Source organism: Acidovorax sp. KNOB132 (assembly GCF_057541515.1).
The window spans coordinates 1-19,558 of record NZ_BAAJYT010000063.1 but is presented as its reverse complement, the minus strand read 5'-3'; the positions used below and the strand labels follow the sequence as shown (position 1 = coordinate 19,558).

17 protein-coding genes and 3 pseudogenes are annotated in these 19,558 nt (G+C 68.1%); 6 read left to right on the top strand and 14 right to left on the bottom strand.

Annotated features, from left to right (window positions below):
- Positions 1–141: pseudogene (locus AC27IO_RS11115) on the top strand (methyl-accepting chemotaxis protein); the annotation flags it as partial.
- A 24-nt stretch (positions 142–165) separates the two neighbouring features.
- On the opposite strand, the gene AC27IO_RS11110 reads toward AC27IO_RS11115, so the two are convergent.
- The 4 genes from AC27IO_RS11110 to AC27IO_RS11095 all read right to left on the bottom strand — a co-directional run bounded on the left by AC27IO_RS11110 (position 166) and on the right by AC27IO_RS11095 (position 3,337).
- Positions 166–489, bottom strand: coding sequence for a non-heme iron oxygenase ferredoxin subunit (locus AC27IO_RS11110; protein WP_272566083.1), 324 nt, complete (start codon positions 487–489; stop codon positions 166–168).
- A 13-nt stretch (positions 490–502) separates the two neighbouring features.
- On the bottom strand, positions 503–994 hold the full coding sequence (locus tag AC27IO_RS11105) for an aromatic-ring-hydroxylating dioxygenase subunit beta (RefSeq protein WP_284430368.1): 492 nt from the start codon (positions 992–994) through the stop codon (positions 503–505).
- A gap of 3 nt (positions 995–997) precedes the next feature.
- Positions 998–2,263, bottom strand: a complete 1,266-nt coding sequence (locus AC27IO_RS11100; protein WP_498738969.1) for an aromatic ring-hydroxylating dioxygenase subunit alpha — start codon at positions 2,261–2,263, stop codon at positions 998–1,000.
- Between the two features lie 81 nt (positions 2,264–2,344).
- On the bottom strand, positions 2,345–3,337 hold the full coding sequence (locus tag AC27IO_RS11095; RefSeq protein ID WP_498738968.1) for a 2Fe-2S iron-sulfur cluster-binding protein: 993 nt from the start codon (positions 3,335–3,337) through the stop codon (positions 2,345–2,347).
- A 113-nt stretch (positions 3,338–3,450) separates the two neighbouring features.
- Here AC27IO_RS11095 and AC27IO_RS11090 point away from each other — a divergent pair.
- The 3 genes and pseudogenes from AC27IO_RS11090 (at position 3,451) to AC27IO_RS11080 (ending at position 7,608) form a co-directional block, all read left to right on the top strand.
- Positions 3,451–4,363 (top strand): annotated as a pseudogene (locus AC27IO_RS11090) (LysR family transcriptional regulator).
- Between the two features lie 434 nt (positions 4,364–4,797).
- A complete protein-coding gene (locus AC27IO_RS11085) occupies positions 4,798–7,113 on the top strand; it encodes an AAA family ATPase (protein ID WP_498738967.1) in 2,316 nt (771 codons plus the stop codon).
- 21 nt (positions 7,114–7,134) lie between these two features.
- Entirely contained in the window at positions 7,135–7,608 is a 474-nt protein-coding gene (locus AC27IO_RS11080; protein ID WP_498738966.1) for a hypothetical protein, read from the top strand.
- Between the two features lie 278 nt (positions 7,609–7,886).
- On the opposite strand, the gene AC27IO_RS11075 is transcribed toward AC27IO_RS11080, so the two are convergent.
- The 9 genes from AC27IO_RS11075 to gtdA all read right to left on the bottom strand — a co-directional run bounded on the left by AC27IO_RS11075 (position 7,887) and on the right by gtdA (position 14,593).
- Positions 7,887–8,129, bottom strand: a complete 243-nt coding sequence (locus AC27IO_RS11075) for an OmpW/AlkL family protein (protein ID WP_498738965.1) — start codon at positions 8,127–8,129, stop codon at positions 7,887–7,889.
- Complete coding sequence (locus tag AC27IO_RS11070; protein ID WP_498738964.1) at positions 8,087–8,650, bottom strand: hypothetical protein; 564 nt, start codon at positions 8,648–8,650, stop codon at positions 8,087–8,089. The genes AC27IO_RS11075 and AC27IO_RS11070 overlap by 43 nt, the downstream gene beginning before the upstream one ends.
- 83 nt (positions 8,651–8,733) lie before the next feature.
- Positions 8,734–9,582, bottom strand: coding sequence for an alpha/beta hydrolase (locus AC27IO_RS11065; protein WP_498738970.1), 849 nt, complete (start codon positions 9,580–9,582; stop codon positions 8,734–8,736).
- Between the two features lie 79 nt (positions 9,583–9,661).
- Positions 9,662–10,162, bottom strand: coding sequence for a helix-turn-helix transcriptional regulator (locus AC27IO_RS11060; protein WP_498738963.1), 501 nt, complete (start codon positions 10,160–10,162; stop codon positions 9,662–9,664).
- Between the two features lie 19 nt (positions 10,163–10,181).
- On the bottom strand, positions 10,182–10,676 hold the full coding sequence (locus AC27IO_RS11055; RefSeq protein ID WP_498738962.1) for an AraC-like ligand-binding domain-containing protein: 495 nt from the start codon (positions 10,674–10,676) through the stop codon (positions 10,182–10,184).
- 53 nt (positions 10,677–10,729) lie between these two features.
- A complete protein-coding gene (locus AC27IO_RS11050; protein WP_317357101.1) occupies positions 10,730–12,055 on the bottom strand; it encodes an MFS transporter in 1,326 nt (441 codons plus the stop codon).
- A 60-nt stretch (positions 12,056–12,115) separates the two neighbouring features.
- Positions 12,116–12,760, bottom strand: a complete 645-nt coding sequence (maiA, locus tag AC27IO_RS11045) for a maleylacetoacetate isomerase (RefSeq protein ID WP_284394731.1) — start codon at positions 12,758–12,760, stop codon at positions 12,116–12,118.
- A gap of 16 nt (positions 12,761–12,776) precedes the next feature.
- A complete protein-coding gene (locus tag AC27IO_RS11040; RefSeq protein ID WP_284410360.1) occupies positions 12,777–13,475 on the bottom strand; it encodes a fumarylacetoacetate hydrolase family protein in 699 nt (232 codons plus the stop codon).
- A gap of 47 nt (positions 13,476–13,522) precedes the next feature.
- Entirely contained in the window at positions 13,523–14,593 is a 1,071-nt protein-coding gene (gtdA, locus tag AC27IO_RS11035) for a gentisate 1,2-dioxygenase (protein WP_498738961.1), read from the bottom strand.
- A gap of 163 nt (positions 14,594–14,756) precedes the next feature.
- Between gtdA and AC27IO_RS11030 the strand changes: the two genes are divergently transcribed.
- Complete coding sequence (locus AC27IO_RS11030; protein ID WP_272566096.1) at positions 14,757–15,677, top strand: LysR family transcriptional regulator; 921 nt, start codon at positions 14,757–14,759, stop codon at positions 15,675–15,677.
- 88 nt (positions 15,678–15,765) lie between these two features.
- Positions 15,766–17,432 (top strand): annotated as a pseudogene (locus AC27IO_RS11025) (acyl-CoA dehydrogenase family protein).
- A 209-nt stretch (positions 17,433–17,641) separates the two neighbouring features.
- On the opposite strand, the gene AC27IO_RS11020 reads toward AC27IO_RS11025, so the two are convergent.
- Positions 17,642–19,225, bottom strand: a complete 1,584-nt coding sequence (locus tag AC27IO_RS11020; RefSeq protein ID WP_498738960.1) for an NEL-type E3 ubiquitin ligase domain-containing protein — start codon at positions 19,223–19,225, stop codon at positions 17,642–17,644.
- Positions 19,226–19,558: the final 333 nt, after the last annotated feature.

The window sequence follows — 19,558 nt, the reverse complement described above, 5'->3', positions numbered from 1 at the left end:
ATGACCCAGCAGAACGCCGCGCTGGTCGAACAGTCTTCCGCCGCGGCGGCCAGCCTGCTGGAGCATGCCGGCCGGCTGAAAAGCGTGGTGGAGGGCTTTCAGTTCCAGGCGCCGCGCGGCACGCTGGCGGCGCCCGCCTGAGACGGCGGCGCATGCCGCCTCGCGTCAGGCGAGCTTGAGGTACACCGTTCCCTGCTCCACACGGACGGGGTAGCTGCGCAGGCCCTGGGTGAGCGGTGCACACAGCGCGCTGCCGTCCCGCACGTCGAAGCGGCCCTGGTGCAGCGGGCACTCGATTTCGTGCCCCTCCAGGAAACCGTCGCACAGCCGCGCATTGCCGTGCGTGCACAGGTTGTCGGTGGCGAACACTTCGCCGTCCACGGTGTAGAGCGCCACGTCGCGTCCCTCGACGGTCACGCCCACCACGTCGTCCTCGGGCAGGTCGGCGCGCGCGGTCGCCTCGGTCCATCCGGTGTCGATTGCTGGCATGGTGTGTCTCCTCTCAGATGGGGTAGATGATGGAATTCGGGATCATTTCGCTGTCGTAGATGCACTCCTTGCGGGCGAAGCGCAGGCCCTCGGGCGTGCGCACCACCACGTCCAGGTAGCGCCCGACGTTGAACACCGTGGAAGGCTCCGAGAGCTTGGTGCGAAAGACGGCGTAGTTCGCCTCGCACGCCCAGCGGCCCTCCCCGGCCTGCCGCACGATCGGCGCACCGATCACGTGTCGCTGGTAATACGGGTCGTGGAACAGCGTCTCGCGGATGCCGTAGACGCGGTCCTTGAGCATGCCCTGGCTGTCGAACGACAGCGTGGCCAGCGGCAGGCCGCGCTCGTGGTTCTCGCGCGGCTGCAGGCGGTAGAGGCAGTCTTCGGTGAAGAAGCCGGGCCACCGGTCCCACTGCGCCGCGTCGAGCGCGGCGGCGTAGTCGGCATAGAGCTGCTGCAGGGCGAAGTAGTCGGCGAATTCGATCGCGGTGGATTGGGCGTCCATGGTTCAGTCCTCCTTTTCCATCACGCCGCGCCAGTACTCGTACATGCCGCGGATCAGCGTCTCGGTGACCATGTGGTCGGTGTCTCCCACCTCCCGGCCGCCCAGCTCCACCAGCGCACGATGGAAAGGTTTTTGCTCGAAGCCCTGCTGCGAGAACTCGATCACCTCGCCGTCGTCGGCCGAGACGAAGCCCGCCGGCCCGAACAGGTTGGCCTGGCGCAGGCGGCGCTCGGTCATCTCGTCGGTGTCGTCCTCGAAGCCGAAATGTGTCCATTCGAAATCGAAGGCATCGTGGCCCACGGGCTGGATGTGGCGCGTGGAAACGCTGTTGACCTGCTGCTGCAGGATCACGCTGGGGAACAGCGTGGTCATCACCGCCGTGGGCCCGCCCCACCAGGGCTCGGGCACGATGTCGAGAAAGCGCGGGTCTTCCAGCTGCATGCCGGCCTTGAAGCTGGAGACGTTGGACACGTCGGACTGCTTCTTGGCCTCGCCGCGCGTGGACACCATGGCCGCGTGGCGGTGGCGCGCATCCATCTTCAGCTCCGACTTGTTGTCGGCCCGCCAGAGCCCGAAGGTCACGAACCAGGTGTGCAGCAGGCCGGGGTGGTAGGGGTCCTTGATGTTCTCCTGCATCAGCTTCCAGTTGCCCGGAATGCGCTGGCGGTTGTAGCCCAGGATCTTGAGCTTGCGGCCATTGAACAGGCGGTCGAAGTAACCCAGGATCACCGGCCCGAGGAAATCCTCCAGCGACTCCACGCCGTGGTCGAACGAGGCAAAAACCACGCCGCCGCGCGTGGCCACCTTGAGCCGCGTCAGGCTGTGTTCCTCCAGCTTGAAATCCGCCGGCATGCCGCCGTGGACCTTGCCGTCCTGCTTGACGCCGCGCCGGAAAGGCACGCCCTGCAGCGCGCCGTCGAGCTTGTAGTTCCACTGGTGGTAAGGGCAGACGAACTCCTTGCGGTTGCCATGGCGCTCCCGGCAAAACCGCATGCCGCGGTGCGCGCACACGTTTTCCACCACGTGCAGCTGCAGGTCCTCGCCACGCACCAGGATGACGGAGCGCTCGCCGATGGCGGTGCGCTTGAAGTCGCCCGGGTTCGGCACCTCGGCCTCCAGGCCCACGTAGCACCAGTGGCCGCGGTAGAAGAACCGCTCCAGCTCACGGCGGTAGATGTCCTCGCTGGTATAGGCCGCGAAGGGCACGCGGTGCGTGCCGGGGCTTTCCCAGGTCGGATGCAATGGGAAGACGGGGTGGGGCGTACTCATGGCGTTGTCTCCTTGGGGCTTGTGATGGGGCGCTGCGAATCAAGAGAAGGAAGGGCGCGCAGAAAGGGCGCTGGCCCTGCCTCACGGCGTGCTGGCGTAGAAGGCATCCGCGTAGAGGTGCTCGGCGGCGACGCCACGCTGGCGCGCCAGCAGCGACACGGCCTCCACCATGGGCGGCGATCCGCACAGGTAGGCGCGCCAGCCTTCCAGCGTGGGCCAGTCCTGCGCGATCGCGTCGGTGACCAGGCCCGTGCGCTGGCCCGGCGCCGCATCGGCCGCGGCCACCACGGCATGCACCTGCAATTGCGGATGGCGCTGCTGCAGATCTTTCAGCCACGGCAGGCCGTAGACATCGCGCGCCGACCGGGCACCGGCATAGACGTGGATGGGGTTGGGCATGCCCGACTCCAGCGCACCACGCACAATGGAGAGGATGGGCGCCAGCCCCGTGCCGCCCGCCACGCAGAGCATGGGACCTTCGTACTTGCGGCGCAGGTAGGCCGAGCCCAGCGGCCCGCTCACGCGCACCGCATCGCCCACGGCCAGCACCTGGGCCACATGGGTGGACACCTGACCGCCCTCGACCAGCCGCACGTGGAATTCGAGTTCGTCATCGTTCGGCAACCCGGCCATCGAATACGGCCGCACCAGGCCCGGGCCGAACTGCAACTGCGCGTACTGCCCCGGCGAGAAGTCCAGCGGCTTGGCCGGCTTGAGGCGCAGGCGGCGGATGTCGTGGGTGAGCGTTTCCACCGCCGTCACCGTGGCCTTGAGCGTGCGGGCGGTGTGCACCACCACCTCGTCGGGCTCGGGAATCTCGATGGTGCAGGACTCGCTCAGCACCGTCTGGCAAGCCATCACGTACTGCCCCTCGCCGCCGCCCAGCGGCGGCATGCGCAGCGCCTGGCCCGCATCGATCACCTCCCCAGATAGCACTTTGCAGCGGCAAGTGCCGCAGCGCCCGGCCATGCAACTGTAGGAAACGGGAATCTGGTGCTCGCGCAGCACTTCCAGCAGGTTGGCGCCCGGCGCCACGGGCAGCACGCGGCCCAGCGGCTCGATATGCAGTTCCATCGGGTTGTCTCACTCACTGTCGTTGTTATGGCCCCGATCATTCCTGTGATCCGATAATCAGCCAATAGAATGGCGTGAATACACCGCATCACGCTGATGAATAAAGGTGCCCCGTGGAACTGGAAGACATCGATCTGAATTTGCTGGTGGTCTTTCAGCAGCTGCTGGTGACGCGCAAGGTGTCGCAGGCCGCGGAAAACCTGAGCCTGACGCAACCCGCGGTGAGCAACGCGCTGGCGCGGCTGCGCCGCCTGCTGGGCGACGAGCTTTTTTTTGCGCACGGCCCAGGGCATGCAGCCCACGCCCTATGCCGACCAGTTGGCGGAGTCGGTGTCGTACGCGCTGGCCATGATCCACGGCGCCCTCAACCACAGGCTGGGGTTCGATCCCGCCACCAGCCGGCGCGTGTTCAAGGTGGGCATGACGGACATCGGCGAGATCTACTTCCTGCCCCGCCTGCTGGAGGGGCTGGCCCAGGTCGCACCGGGCGTGCGCCTGACCACCGTGCGCAATTCAGCCACCGACCTGAGGGACGCCATGGAAGCCGGCAAGGTGGACCTGGCCGTGGGCCTGCTGCCGCAGCTCAAGGCCGGCTTCTTCCAGCGCCGGCTGTTCCGCCAGCCCTACGTGTGCCTGTTCCGCGAGGGCCACCCGCTGCACAAGCGCCGCAGCATCGCACTGGCGGATTTTTCCAAGGCGGAGCACGTGGTGGTCGTCTCCGAAGGCACGGGCCACGGCAAGGTGGACGAACTGCTGGAGCGCATGGGCGTGGCCCGCGACGTGCGCCTGACCGTGCCGCACTTCGTCGCCATCGGCCACATCCTGCAGGCCACGCAAATGGTCGCCACCGTGCCCGAGAAAATGGCCCAGAGCATGGCCGAGCCCTTCGGCCTGGCCTATGCGCCACATCCGGCCAAGCTGCCGCAGGTGGCGATCAATCTGTTTTGGCATACGAAGTACCACCGGGATCCGGGGAACCAGTGGCTGCGGGGGGTGTTGGTGGAGATGTTTGCGGAAGGGGAGTAAGGGAGGTGCATGGCACGTCCTCATGGCTTAGCCACTATGTGTCCGTGCAAATTGCTGCGGCGACCCTAGGCCATGTGAATCCCAGCGGCGCAATGTCACCTACAGGCTGGTTGCCGTCGGCATCTCTACGGCCGGAACGACTGCAATTCGCCGCATTACAGTCGAGCGCGAACTGGAGCAGTGCTGTCTAGCGGATCAAGTAGACCGCTTCAGGAGAGCAATGGAGAAGGTGGCCGAAGAGCACTACGGACACTTTCACGACTACCAGTCTGGGCATTCTTTAGGTATAGAGGGGCCAATATGCGGCCGCTCGCGGCCCCGCCGGGTAGGCCGGCATTGAAGATTGAACTGTCAGAGTTGCAAGTGCAGACACTCGCCCATAAGCTACGCCCTCTAATAGGCTCGATTATTTCAGGGCCTGGGCTGGGAGGGCCATGCTTAACAAAATCATCACGCTGGACAACTTGGGTGTGTTTCGCCACGGCACACCCAAGGCTGCCGACTTCGACCGGGTGACTTTGCTGTATGCCGAGAACGGCCGAGGCAAGTCCTCGATTTCCGCAGCCTTGGCTTCGTTGAGCACTGGCGACGTTGGCCCGTTGATTGCGCGCACCACGTTTGGCGGCGGGGCCCAGAAAGTCGTCGTGCGATGCACCACCGGAGGCACATCCGCCAACGTTCAGTTCGACGGCGCGAAGTGGTCGGCCAGCGTACCGGACATCGTCGTGTTCGACCAGCACTTCATCGAGCGCAATGTCTACGCTGGGTCCGAGGTTCAGACCTCCCATCACGAGGCGCTTCTGGAATTTGCCCTCGGCGCGGCGGCGGTGAAGAAGAAGCAGGAGGTGGACGCTGCCGGTGACGACCAGACCGCGGCCACAAAGCGTCGGACCACCGCTGAAGACAAGCTCAAGGGCTACATGGGGGCGACACCGCTCTCGGTGTTCCTCAAGCTCCCCGTCAAGCACGACAAGGTAGACGAAACCATCGCAGGCCTGGAGAACCGCATCGCTGCAGCGAAGGACGCCGGCGCAATTGCTGCTCGGGCTTCTCTAGCCCCTCTGGCAGTGCCGAGCTTCGACTTTGCCAAGTTCAAGGCTGTCTTGGGCAGGTCATTGCAGGATATACATGCAGACGCCGAAGCTGCGGTCCAAGCGCATGTCACCCATCTTGAGAGCGTCCCGGAAACAGACCCCAAGGAATGGCTGGCTACCGGCCTGCGACTGATGGATGGTCACAACTGTCCGTTTTGCAGTCAGCCTACGGATGGCGTTCCCCTGATTGCGGCGTATAGGACCTACTTCAACGAGGCCTATGCCGAGTTGACCGCCGAGGTGCGGGACCTGGCCGCAACAGCGGACGCATCTGTATTCCAGGACGGTCTTGCCTCCTACGAACAGGTGGACGCGACCAACCGCGAGCGCATCAATGGCTGGAGCGGCCAGCTGAAACTGCAGTTGGCCGCGCTGAACATCGAGCCCGCCCGACAAACGGTGGCCTCCGCGATGAAGAATGTAGAGGCGCTTGTCCTGCTGAAGAAGCTGACCCCGTTGCAGTCGGTCGACTTTGCAGCCTTGGCTGATGTGGAAGTGGAGCTGAATGCTGCCTTTCAGGCAGTCGCCGCCTACAACGTCGAGGTGACCGCGGCTAACGAGGCAATCACCGCATACAAGGCGGGCTTAGCAGCAGAAAATATGGACGTCCTGCAAGCAATTCTTGCTTCCGCCAAGCTGAACAAGACGCGGTTTTCGCCCGAGGTAGTGGCGCTGGTCGATGAACGGCAGCTGGCAGATGCCGACAGAACCAAGGCTGAGACCACCAAGAAGACGGCCCGCGAGGAGCTGGACGCCCTTATGGCGACGGTGCTTGATAAGTTCCAGAAGAGCATCAACACTTGGCTAGCGAAGTTCGGTGCGGACTTCACCGTGGTGAAGTTGAAGCCAACTTATGTGGGCAGCAGCGGAACGCCCCGAACGGAATACGGTCTGTCGGTGCGCGGGCACACGGTCCCGGCCGGGAAGAAGGCGGCGACGCCCTGTTTCCAAACCGCTTTGAGCGATGGCGACAAGAGAACCTTGGCGTTGGCGTTCTTCCTGGCCAAACTTTTCGATGACGCCGACCATGGGAACAAGGTCGTAGTGGTTGACGACTTGTTCACCAGCCTGGACAAGCATCGTCGCGCTCAAACGGTCGATGCCATTACGCAATTGGCCCGCAGCGTCGAGCAGCTGATTGTTCTGGCGCACGATGCGTTCTTCCTGCGTGACGTGTTTCGGCGGCTCACGGGGAAGGGCATATGCACACCGGCCCTGCTGGAGGCTGTGCGTGCTGCGGATGGCTACTCGGAGATACGAATTGGCTTTGACATGGACGAGGCCTGTGCCACCGACTTTTACAAGCACTACCGGGCGCTGGACGACTTTCTCGCTGCTAAGCCTTCGGAGAAGCCGCTGGCAGTCGCCATAGGCCTGCGACCACTTCTGGAAGGGCATTTGCATCGACGGTTCCCTGGGCGTATCTCAGAGGGGGTGACCGTCGGCAGCGTCCTGACGCTCATCAAGGATGCGCCGGCCGACAGCCCGCTGGCGGTGCTTCAAGGCAGCCTCACCGGGCTCCATGAGCTCAACGACTTTGCAGGTGCGTTCCATCACGACACGAGTGGTATAGCGCAGCGAACTGATGTTACCGATGCCGAGCTGAAAGCCTACGGAAAGCGAACGATGCAGCTTCTACACACGGGGTACCTCTGACGAGGGCGGTACGGAATGCCCATGGAGAACTGGCGCGAGCGGTTGCAGGAGTGCGGGGACCCTGAACTGGCAGCGGCGTTGGTGCGCAGCATTGAACAGCTGCTGGAGAAGGCGCACTACTCGCTGACCGTCGGCGCGTCGGAGAGAAACATCGCGGCCAAGCTGGCCATGCTCATTCATGCTGAAGGCCTAGTTGCGCCCGAAGGGCGCCCTTGGGACGTTGACATTGAATACAACCGCAATGGCCCACGCGTAAAGACCTTAAATGGTCTCCAAGTCGTTGTGCCCGACATCATCCTGCACCACCTCGACACAGACCGAAACTTCCTGGCCATCGAACTGAAGATGGGCAGCTCCGACCAGATCGATTGGAAGGATCATTTCAAGCTTGCTGCCTACAGGAAAGCGGACGAACTCAACTACAGCCACGCTCTGTTTCTGCGCCTTGGGCAGAAGCGGTACGCGGGCACTGTGTCATGCCTCGCTTGGGTCTAACGCAGTATTGATGCTTAATGAAATCCGCACCACCTCGGTGGGTCAATCAACATTCGGCGCACGACACCGTATGTGCGCTCCACCTTGCGGTCCGGTGATTCTGCCCCAATCTGCATACTGTCTTCACCGGCTGCAGCTGGGACAGCTGCGGCCACTCGTCGACATGACTCGAGTGACAGCTATCGCTGCCAAGCAGTCTTTCAAAAGCGATCTAGCGACGTGTCGGAGCCTCCCCCCGATGAGCCTTGTCCACCGGCTCACCTGAACCAGCGTACCCCTCAAAACCGATAACCCACCCCCGCCGTCACCACCAGCGGATCCAGCCGCACCTTCGCATGTGCGGGCGCCCCACCCAGCGCCGGCAGCGTGCCGGTCGCTGTGGTCTTGAGCCAGATCTTCTTGGCATCCACAAAGAAGCTCCAGCGCGCATCCAGCGGCACCTCGAAGCCGGCCTGCAGCACGGGGCCGATGCCGTTCTTCACATGCAGGCTCGACACGAAGCCGTCGCGGGATTCCAGCACCAGCGTGTAGTTGATGCCAGCGCCGATGTAGGGCCGCACGGGGCCGCCCTCCCACAGCTGGCGGCCACGGACAGCACGGCGGGGCCGTACTTCACTTTGCCGAGCGTGCCCGCACCGGCCAGGGTGCCGGTGCCCTTGAGCGCAGTGGTGGGTGGCAGGCCCAGGGCGAGTTCGGCGCCCCAGCCCGGGTGGAAGTCGTAGATGGCGCCGAAGCCGATGCTTTCGTTGGAGTCGGCCTTGGCGCTGGCGCCGGGCACGATTTGCCCGCCGGCCCGCACTTCGGCCGAGGTGCTGAAGCCGATGTGAGCGGGGCCGGCGTAGATGCGCCAGGGCGACGGCGGCGACGCATCCGGCGATGCCGGGGTCTGCGCCTGCGCCTGTGCGGGCAGTGCGGCGATGAGGCTGCCGACAGCGGCTGCCACGGCCAAGACAGCGGCGGCCTTGCGTGCCCGGGCGCCTGGGCAAGCGGGCCGCGCCGAGAAAGATCGCGCGGTGATGTGGTGGGGTGCAATGCCTTGCATGGTGTCGTCTCCTGAATTGATTTGTCTGTGTCTTCGCTTCGCCTTGCCGTGCTGCGCGTTGGCGCCGCAGCGGCACCTGCCGATCAGTCCCGGCCGGCCCGCTCGATGCCGCGCGCGAAGCCTTCGGGGTCGGTGAACAGCGCCTCGTGGCTGCCGCTGGCCTCCACGTAGCGGAACAGGCCCAGCCGTTCCGACAGGCGCGGGTGCCAGGGCAGGCTGTGGGGCAGCGCGATGTCTTCGCGGCAGTTCAGGTACGACTTGCCCAGCGCCAGCGCGGCGGTGGGCTGCGACAGGGCGATGGGGTCGATCAGGCAGCGCAGCGGCTGCGGGTGCAGCAGGGCGTAGGTGCTGCGCGCCAGATCGGCATCGGCGTCGTTGATGAAGCATTCGCGCCAGACCTCGAAGGGCAATTGCACGCCACCGCCGCCAGCGGCCGCGAGGCCCTCGAACATGGCGCGGTAGTGCGGCGGTGCCATGTCGCACAGGGCCTCGCCGGGCAGCGGCACGAAGGCGTTCACATAGACCAGCCGCCGGATGCGCTCGGGCACGCGGTCGGCGGCGCCGGACAGCAGCATGCCGCCGTAGCTGTGGCCAACGAGCCGCACTTCGCGCAGGTCGTTCGACGCGAGGAACTGCACCAGCCCGTCGATCGCGTCCTGCAGGCCCAGCGGGGCCGTGCCGTCGCCGGGGCGGTTGCCCGGCAGCGTGGGGCAGTGCACGGTGTGGCCGCGTGCGCGCAGGTGCTCCGCGGTGGCTTGCAGCGTGTCGCCCGTGTGCCAGGCGCCGTGGCCCAATACGTAGGTGTCCGCCATGTCGTTGTCTCCTTGTGTGGTGGGAAACCCATGGTGTCGCGCCTGCCGGGCCGTGGATGGCCGATGCGTGCCAGCGTGGCGGACGCTGCGTGCCGTGCGGCTCGCCTTTAACCGGCGCAGGCCGTTGGCTCCGCCTGGCCGTGCTCTGGCACTGCCTGCGGCGCCCCTTGCCTGGTTGCCCGACTAAATCCAGCCCGTGTCAGTGCGGGCTGGCGAAGGCTTGCGTTGGCGCGCAGCGCTCCTGCGCGGGGGTTCTGCCGCACCACTGGCGGCAGGCGCGTGCGAAGTGCGACGGGTCCAGGAAGCCCGCGCGCCGACCGATCTCGGCCACCGTCAGGTGCCGGTGCGAGGGCGCATGCAGCATGCGCTGCGCCACCGCCATGCGCTCGCGCATGAGCAGCAGCGCGAAGGTGCTGCCGCCCGCCGACAGGGCGCGGTGCAGGGTGCGCAGCGACACGCCCACGGCATCGGCCACATCGGCAGCAGTAAGACCGTGCTCGCCAAAGCGCTGGCGCACGCAATGCTCGATGCGCTGAAGCAGGCCGCGCCGGGGCGGCGCCTCGGGCGCAGCGCCGCAGGCCAGCGACAACAGGCCGCCCAGGTGCTCGGCCTGCAGCGTGCCCAGGCGGGCGGGCTGTTCGGCGCGCAACTGGGTCACATAGGCGCTCAGCACCCGGCCCCATCCGGCAGCGCCGTCCACGCGCCGGCCCAGCCAGCGGTCAGCGGCGGGGCAGCCAGGTGTCCAGCCAGCCGATGGGGATCTGGATGGAGACGGTGTCCACCGCCTCGGGAAACTCCAGCAAATAGCGGCGGCGCGAATCGATCAGTGCCAGGTCGCCCGGCAGCAGGCGGGCGGCGCCGGCATCGTCCTGCGCGACATGGCAGGGCGACGACTCCTTGCAGAGCAGGTAGTAGAAGTTGTCGCCCCCGCTGCGGCGGATGCCCTGCAAGGTGCGGCGCACGCGCTGCGCGCTGCCGCTCACGCGGTTGACGCGCAAGCCGCCGCAGGGCATGGAGGCGAGCGTGGCCGAAAAAGCCTGGCGCTGGCCGGGCTCCACCTCCATGTCGAGGAAGCAGTCGCAGACCGCGCCGACCCAGTAGTCCGCCCGCTGCGCGGCAGGAACGGCATCGGTGCTCCATGTGCGGATGGCGTATTCCATGGCCTGGCTGTCGGCGGTCGGCTCCGACTGCATTGCTATGCTCTTGGATGCCATGGTGCGCTCTCCCTGTGCGCTGCGGGCCGTTCTGGCTTGAATGGGCGCTCGGCTCAGGCGTCCCTGCGCACACGCCCGAGCAGCAGCACCGCCGCGGCCGCCAGCACCGCCGGCACGGCGGCTACCAGGATGATGGACGCGGGTGTCCAGGCCGCGGCCAGCAGGGCGCCGCCTGCCAGCGGCCCGACGATGGCGCCGATGCGGCCCACGCCCAGCGCCCAGCCCACGCCGGTGGCGCGGATGTGGGTGGGGTAGATGGCGGCGGCCAGCGCGTTGCAGCCGATCTGCGCGCCCACCACGCCGAAGCCCGAGAGCGCGGCGCCGGCCAGCAGACCCGTGAGGTTCTGCCCGCTGAAGGCGATCAGCGCGATGAAGCCGGCCGAGGCGGCGTAGGCCGCGCCCAGCACGGTGTAGGCGCTGAAGCGGTCGATGAGCCGGCCCAGCGCGAGCGCACCCACCACGCCGCCCAGGTTGAGCATGGCGGTGGAGAGAATGGCTTTCTCCAGTGGCAGGCCGGCGCTTTTGAGCAGCGTGGGCAGCCAGTTGACCAGGAAGTACATGACCAGCAGGTTCATGAAGAACGCCAGCCACAGCAGCATGGTGGTGGGCAGGCGGCCATGGCGGAACAGCTCGAACACCGAGAAGCCCGCCTGCACCCCAGCAGCCTCGCCGCGCAGCCCGGCCATCACCGTGGCCGGGTCTTCGCCCGGGTAGGCGCTCTTGACGATGGGCTCGTAGCGCGCGGGCGCGGCGCCGCTGGCGGCCAGGTAGCGCAGCGATTCGGGCAGCAGCGCGGCCAGCACCGGCAGCAGCAGCAGGGGCAGCACGCCGCCCAGCACAAACACCGAGTGCCAGTCGAAATGCGCGATGAGCCAGCTGGAGATCAGCCCGCCCAGGGTAGAGCCCAGCGGAAAGCCGCAGAACATCACCGTGACCAGCGTGGCGCGCAGGCGCTGCGGCGCATATTCGCTGGTCAGGGCGATGATGTTGGGCATGGCCGCGCCCAGGCCCACGCCGGTGATGAAGCGGTAGGCCAGCAGCTCGTTCATGCTGGTGGCCCAGGCCGTGAGCAGCGCGAACAGGCCGAAGATGAAGGTGGACAGCAGGATGATCTTCTTGCGGCCCCAGCGGTCGGCGGCCGGGCTGAGCAGGAAGGCGCCGGCCATGAGGCCGAAGAGCCCGGCCGCGAAGATGGGCCCGAACTCCGAGGGCTTGAGCCCCCAGTCTTCCGCGATGCGCGGCGCCACGTAGGCGATGGATTGGGTGTCGAAGCCGTCGAGCATGGCGACGATGGCGCACAGCAGCGTCACGCGCAGCTGCAGCGGCCCGAAGGCGGCGCGGTCTGCCGCCGGAATGCCGGCGGCCATGGATGGGGTCATTTTGTCTCTCTCCGTCTTGTAGGGATGGGGGTGGCTCATGGGCCGGGGACCACAGGAAAATCAAGGCTGGTAGTCGGGCTGCTCCTGCGGTCGGGCCGCGATGAAGGCGGGGTGCCGTTCGGCGTGCGCGTACACGGCCATGGCACGCGCATGGGGTTGGAGGTCGCAACCCGCGCGCAGCGCGTTGGCCACCTGGGGCACCAGACACACATCGGCCAGCGTGGGCTGGTCGCCAAAGCACCAGGGGCCGCTTTCGTCACCGTGCCTGGCCAGCAGCCGCTCCACAGCCTCGAAGCCCTCGGCCGCCCAGTGGGCGTACCACGCGTCCTTCTGCGCCGCGCTCAAGCCCAGCGGCCCTTGCAGGTATTTCAGGATGCGCAGGTTGTTGACCGGGTGCATGTCGCAGGCGATGACATGGGCCAGCTCCAGCACACGGGCACGCAGCCGGGGCTCCAGCGGGATCAGGCGCGGCTCGGGGTGGCGCTGGTCCAGGTAGTCGAGGATGGCCATGGACTGGCCCAGTGCGAAGTCGCCATCCACCAGAAGGGGGACGGCCCGCGATGGATTGAGTGCCGCATAGCCCGGCGCGCGGTGCTCGCCGGTGCGGATGTTCACCCCGTGGTAGTCGGCGGGCAGCCCTTTGAGGGCCAGCGCGATGCGCACCCGGTACGAGGTGGAGCTGTTGAAGAAGCTGTAGAGCTGCACGGCGGGCTCCACGGCGTCAGACCACGTCCACCCGCAGCTCGCCCAGGCGTTCCACGCCCACGACCATGCGGTCGCCGCGCACCACCGGGCCCACGCCTTCGGGGGTGCCGGTGTAGATCAGGTCGCCCGGCTCCAGTCGGAACCAGGTGGAGAGGTCGGCGATGGTCTCGGCCACCGACCAGATCAGGTGCGACACGTCGCTGCGCTGGCGGTCCGCGCCGTTCACGGTGAGCCAGATGCCGGCCTGCTCGAAGTGGCCCACGTCGCTGGCGCGGTGGATGGGGCCGATGGGCGCGGAGGCATCGAAGGCCTTGCCGATCTCCCAGGGCCGGCCCATCTGGCGCATTTCCATCTGCCGGTCGCGGCGGGTCATGTCCAGGCCCACGGCATAGCCCCAGGCGTGCTGCAGCGCGTTCTCGCGGGCGATGTCGCTGCCCGCTTTGCCGATGGCCACGACCAGTTCCGCCTCGTAGTGGAAGTTGTCCGTGCGCGAGGGGTACGGCAAGCGCAGCGTCTCGCCATGGGCCACGGGGATGACGGCATCGGCCGGCTTGCAGAAAAAGAAGGGCGGCTCGCGGTCGGGATCGAACCCCATCTCGCGGGCATGGGCCGCGTAATTGCGGCCCACGCAGTAGACGCGGCGCACGGCGAAGGCATCGCTGCTGCCTGCAACGGGCACGGCAACGGAGGGAGGAGCGGGAAACACGAAGGCCATGGAGATGTCTTTCAAACGGGGATTGAAGATTCAGAATGCGCAGCGGCTCACAGGCGCTCTTCGCGCAGCAGGCCCAGGGCGGCCTGCACCGGGCGGTCGGAATAGCTGAACAGCACCGCGTCCTGCGTCGCGGCCAGCTGCACGGGTGCCCACGAGGGGGCGACGAAGGTATCGCGCGGGCCGAACTGGAAGGTGCGCTCGCCGATGCGCGCCGTGCCCTGGCCCTCGACCACGCTGAACACGGTCGCGTCGGTGGCACGGTAGGTGCGGCCCTGGAAGCCGGCCGGCAGGAACTGCATGAACGTGGCCATGGTGGGCATGGGCCACCCCCCGGTGGCGGGGTTCACGTAGCGCAGCTTGACGCCGTCCCAGGCGTCCAGCTCGCCCTGGCGGAACAGCCGGTCCAGCGCCTCGCGGCTGCGCTCGTAGGGGTAGCTGAAGAGGGGCGAGGTCGAGCCCTCCGCAGCGCGGTGGCGCACCGGCACCATGTTGTGGCCGAAGGCGGCAAAGCTGTGCCCCTCGGCGCGGCTCACGGGCTGCACCGCTTCGGGGTAGTTCTCCGCGAAGCCCGCATCCAGGTGGCCGATGAGGGGAATGTCGAGCCCGTCGAGCCAGACCACGGGCTCGCCGCCGTCCACCACCGCCGGGTTGCCGTGGTCGTGCCAGGTCCACGAGGGGGTGATGATGAAGTCGCCCGGGTGCATGGTGGTGCGCTCGCCGTTGACGGCCGTGTAGGCACCCCGCCCTTCCACGATGAAGCGCAGCGCCGACTGCGTGTGGCGGTGGCTGGGCGCGACCTCGCCGGGCAGGATGAGCTGCAGCCCCGCATACAGCGTGGAGGTGATGCTGGCGCGGCCGGGCAGGCCGGGGTTCTCCAGGATGAGCACGCGGCGCACGGCCTCCTCGGCGCTAATGACCTCTCCCGCCTGCATGACGAGCGGGCGCACGTCCTCGTATTTCCAGAAGGCGGGCACGGCCCGCGGGCGGGGTTCGCGCGGCACCAGGCTGTGCAGCGATTCCCAGAGCGGGGCCATGCCGTGGCGGGCGATGTGGTCGTAGTAGGCCTGCCGGTCGGCGGATGCGGCGGCAGGCGGCGATGCCAGGGTGGGCGTGTCCATGCGTTGTCTCCTGTGTCTGCGGCCAGCCATGCCAAAGCACTCGAATGCGCGCTGCCAGCCGGTCCATGGGGCGGATTATTCGAACCCGTCGATAGTCCGTAAAATCATTTATTGGTCTTATCCATAATCTTTTGGATATACCTTTAATACCACCGACGACCCCATGGACTGGACCCACCGCCTGCGCCTGCGACAGCTGCAGATGCTTTTGAGCCTGGCGCAGACCGGCAACATGAGCCAGTCGGCGCAGTTGCTCCATACCGCGCAGCCCGCGCTCTCCAAGTGGCTCAAGGAGCTGGAAGAGGACCTGGGCATGGTGCTGTTCGAGCGCCATGCGCGCGGGCTCAAGCCCACGCCCCAGGGCGAGGCGCTGATCGCCCATGCCCGGCGCATCGAGGCCCACCTGGACAGCGCCCGCGACGACATGCAGGCGCTGCGCGACGGCGGCAGCGGGCTGGTGGCGGTGGGCACCTCGGGCGCGTCGGCGTCCGACGTGGTGCCCATGGCCGTGCTGCGCCTGCTGGAGTGGCTGCCGCGCGCACAGATCCGGCTGGCCGAAAGCACCATGAACGTGCTCATGCAGCAGCTGGCCCATGGCGAGCTGGACGTGGTGGTGGGCCGCTCCGCGCCCGAACTGCACGACACGCACATCCACACCGAGATGCTGTACATGGAGCCCATCCACTTGGTGGCACGCCCGCAGCACCCGCTGCTGCGGCAGGAGCGCGCGCTGGAATGGGGCGATCTCATGGCCTACCGCTGGCTCGTCTGGCCGCGCGGCACGCCGATCCGCAATGCGCTGGAGGGCGCGCTGGCAACCGCCGGGCATGCGCTGCCGCAGGGCAGCGTGGAGTCCAACTCCGTCACGCTCAACCTCACGCTGCTGGGCCACAGCGACATGATCGGCATGGCCTCGCACCGCGCGGCGCTGCGGTTTTCGCACATGGGCGCGCTGCGCGTGCTGCCGGTGCGGCTGTCGGGCTTCGGCTCGGTGTCGATGTACTGGCGCGAGAACACCACCGACCGGGCGGCGGTGGCCAGCATGCTGCGCGCCCTGCGCGAGGCCGCCGCACCCGCCTCCTGACCGCACGCCAGGGCGTGCAGGCCCGTGCCATTGGGGGCACCATGGCGGCCTGGGCGCACGGTGCGCCCCCACGCGCAGGAGACAACCCATGGCCCAGGCCACCCACGCAGTTTTCAACCAGTTTTCCGAACGCACCGACTACGACCTGCTCGCCACCGATGCCGCGCTGCAGGACGGGCTGCGCCGCGCGGGTGAGCAAGGCGCCCTGCCCGCCCTGGGCGCCTACGCACGGCAGCTCGGCACGGCCGCGACAGGGGCCCTGGCCGAACAGGCCAACCGCCACATGCCGCAACTGCACCGCTTTGACAACCGGGGCCGGCGCATCGACCGGGTCGAGTTCCACCCCGCGTGGGACGCGCTCATGGCGCTCTACCGCGCGCAGGGCCTGGTCTCCATGCCCTTCGACAGCGACCGGCCCGGCCGATGGGCCGCCTGGGCCGCGGGCTTTTACCTGCACGGCCAGGTCGAGCAGGGCACCCTGTGCCCCGCCACCATGACGCAGGCCGCGATCCCACTGCTGCGCAAGGAGCCCGCGCTCTGGGCGCAGCTGGCGGACAAGCTCCACAGCCGCACCCACGACCCGCGCGACCGGCCCGCGCAGGAAAAATCCAGCGTCTGGCTGGGCATGGGCATGACCGAAAAGCAGGGCGGCTCCGACGTGCGCGCCAACACCACCGTGGCCACGCCCGTCGGCGCGGGCGGGCGCGGCGGCGAATACCGGCTGCACGGCCACAAGTGGTTCTTCTCCACCCCGCAGAGCGACGCGCACCTGGTGGTGGCGCGCACCGGCGAGGGCGGCCCCTTCGCCTGCTTCTACGTGCCGCGCTGGCGGCCCGACGGCACGCTCAACGCGGTGCACGTGCAGCGCCTGAAGGACAAGGTGGGCAACCGCAGCAACGCCAGCGGCGAGGTGGAATTCGACGGCGCCTGGGGCCTGCTGATGGGCGAGGAAGGCCGCGGCATCCCCACGATCATCGAGATGGCGACCACCACGCGCCTGAGCTGCGTGGCCGGCAGCGCCGCCATCCTGCGCCAGGCCACCGTGCAGGCCATCGCCTATGCCCGCCAGCGCCACGCCTTCGGCCGGGCCCTGGCCGAGCAGCCGCTGATGCGCGCCGTGCTGGCCGATTTGGCGCTGGAGAGCGAGGCCGCGCTGGCGCTGCTGATGCGCCTGGCCGAGGCTTTCGAGCGCGACGACGACGGCACCGCCAGCGCGGCCGACCGCGCCTGGAAGCGCGTGATGACGCCCGCCGCCAAGTTCTGGGTCTGCAAGCGCGGCGTGGGGCTGCCGGCGAGGCCATGGAGGTCTTCGGCGGCAACGGCTACGTGCAGGACGGCGTGATGGCGCGACTCTTTCTCGAATCGCCCGTCAACTCGATCTGGGAAGGCTCGGGCAACGTGATGTGCCTGGACGTGCTGCGCGCCCTGGCGCGCGAGCCCGAGGCCGCGTCGGCGCTGCTGCAGGACTTCTCCGACGCCGCGGCCGGCGAGCCGCGCATCCTCGACGCGCTCCGGCCCCTTGAAGGCCTGCTCGCCCTCCCGCCCGAACAGCTGGAGCCCCTGGGCCGCCAGCTCGTGCAGCGCCTGGTGCTGGTGGCGCAAGCCTGCCTGCTGCGCCGCCATGCGCCGCAGGCGGTGGCGGATGCGTTCATTGCCACCCGGCTGGAGGACGGCGGCGCAGGCCGCGTCGTGGGCGCCATCGACACCCGAGCGATGGACACCGGGGCGATTCTGGAACGGGCGTTTCCGGCGTGATCCAGCCGGCTACGCCCCACGCGTTGCCACGCGGCCTTCGCGCGTCCGGCGGACGTCGCTCCGGCCATCCGATTGCTATCAATTAAATAGCAACAACGGCATGCAATCTCCCGGCATGCGGCGGTTTTCGCTAAAAACGGGCTCGGACGCGCCTGCCACAGTGGGCGAGGGCCGCCTGTGGTCGCTTCGATCACCGCCAGAGAGCACGCTCACCTCGGCACGCCACCCCAACGCTGCAGCAGCAACGCGTCCTCGGCAGCGCGCTGGCGTTGCATGAACTCGGCGGCGGCCACGTTGTAGGCCACGCGCTCCTGCACGTGGGCATCGCCATCGCGCGGCAGATCGCGGTCATGGAACGGGTCTTCGTCGAAAGCCGCATCGAGTGCGGCGAACGCCTCGCGATGCAGGTGCCGCATGCCGACGCGCCAGGTTTCGTTGGACAGCAGGTAGGCCGTGAGCTGCCGGTCGTCGCTTTCGGCGTCCATCACCCCCGCGGCCAGGGCCGACAGGTCGCCGGGCGTCAGCACGCTTTGCGCGGCATAGGTCATCTCGGAGGGCACGCTGTCCGGCAGCCACAGCAGGGCCTTCAGGCTGACCTTGGCGTGCAGCATGGTCTCCAGGGGTTCCCTGCGCAACTGCCGTTCCATGTCCTCGGGAATACCGGGCGTTTCCAGCGCCTGCCGGATGAAGTGGTGCACGGCCGTCTCCAGCGCTCCCAGCCGGAACTGCTGCCGCGCCCAGCCGTCCAGCCCCGCCGCATCGATGCGGCCCTCTTGCACCGCCTGGACCATCTGGTGGTTGCGCACCGCGAGCACGATGGCGGAAAAGCCTTCGGCCACGTTGTCGCCGCACGATCCGAGCGCGTTCTCGGCCATGGCCAGCACCCGCGCCCGGAGCCGGCCGTCGCGGGCGATGGCCTGGATCACCTGCGCCCCTTCCTGCAGGAGGGTGGCGCCCGGCCCGTGGGCTTTCCGCAGCGCCGGGGTGGACGGCAGCCTTCGCTCCAGCAAATGGGCGAACGCGGGCGCGTTTTCCTCGCCATCGAAGGCTTCCTGGGCTTCCAGCCAGAGCGAGAAGGGTGCCCGCAACTCGGATCGAAGATGGGGTGGCGTGGCTTTGTGCAGGGCCCCGGCACCGATCGCCCGGTAACCCTGCTCCGCGAGGGCCACGGTGCCCTCACGGGACAGCCGTTCGGCATGGTCCGGCGTGAGCGTGGCGCCGTTCTCGCCATGGGCCTGCAAGGCACGTTCGGCCGCATCGCGCAGGGGCTGCGCAAGCGATTCGTCGCCGATGACCCGCAGGAAATGGTTGAACGCCTCGCGGTATTCCGGGCCCCGCATGCGGGTCTCGCCGTCGCGGACCGCAGCCGCGCCATCGAGCGGGGCGCAGGCCCGAAGCAGGGACAGGACCCGCTGGCCGGCCTGGGCCAGGCGTCCCGCATCGCGGCGGGCCCGCAGTTGCGCATTCAATACCGACATCCACAGGTTCATCTCCTGGGAGGGCGCCTGCAGGTCGGGATGCTTTCGCCACTGCGCCTCCAGGGTGCGCGCCAGAAGCTGGCGCTGCCCGGGGGCCAGGGCCTTGGCGTGCAGATACTGGGCGGAGGCAGGCGCTTGCAGCCAATCCGTCCATGCCGGCAAGGGCACGGCCGGCGCCTCGGCCGTCGCGTCCGGGGTGGGCACCCAGTGTGGCTGCACGGGCGTTGCTGGCGCGCCCTGCGCTGCTCCATCGGCAGGCGCCGGCGGGATTGCCAGCAACTCGCCCAGAGTGCGCCGCACGGGAAGCGGGGGCATCGGCGCGGCGGCGGTGGCCCCGGGTACCGAAGGCGCCCGCGTCGCCAAGGCCCCCGAGGGCATTCTCAACAGCGATCCGAGCGTGGGCCTCTGCGGCGGGGTGACCGTCGCGGGCGCGTAATCGGCCGGCCTCTGCAGTAGCGGCGCGGCAGGCACGGACGGCGCACGGGAAGGGCCGGACAGGGGCATGGCGCAACGCGGAGTGAAGAACGCCGACATGCTGCCCGGGGCCCGGACCCGGGGCCGCCTGCGGCCCGAAGGGGCTGTGCTGGAGGCGAACCGGCCCGCCGGCGCCGCCGGTGGGTCGGCGTTGGCGTTGGCGTTGGCGTTGGC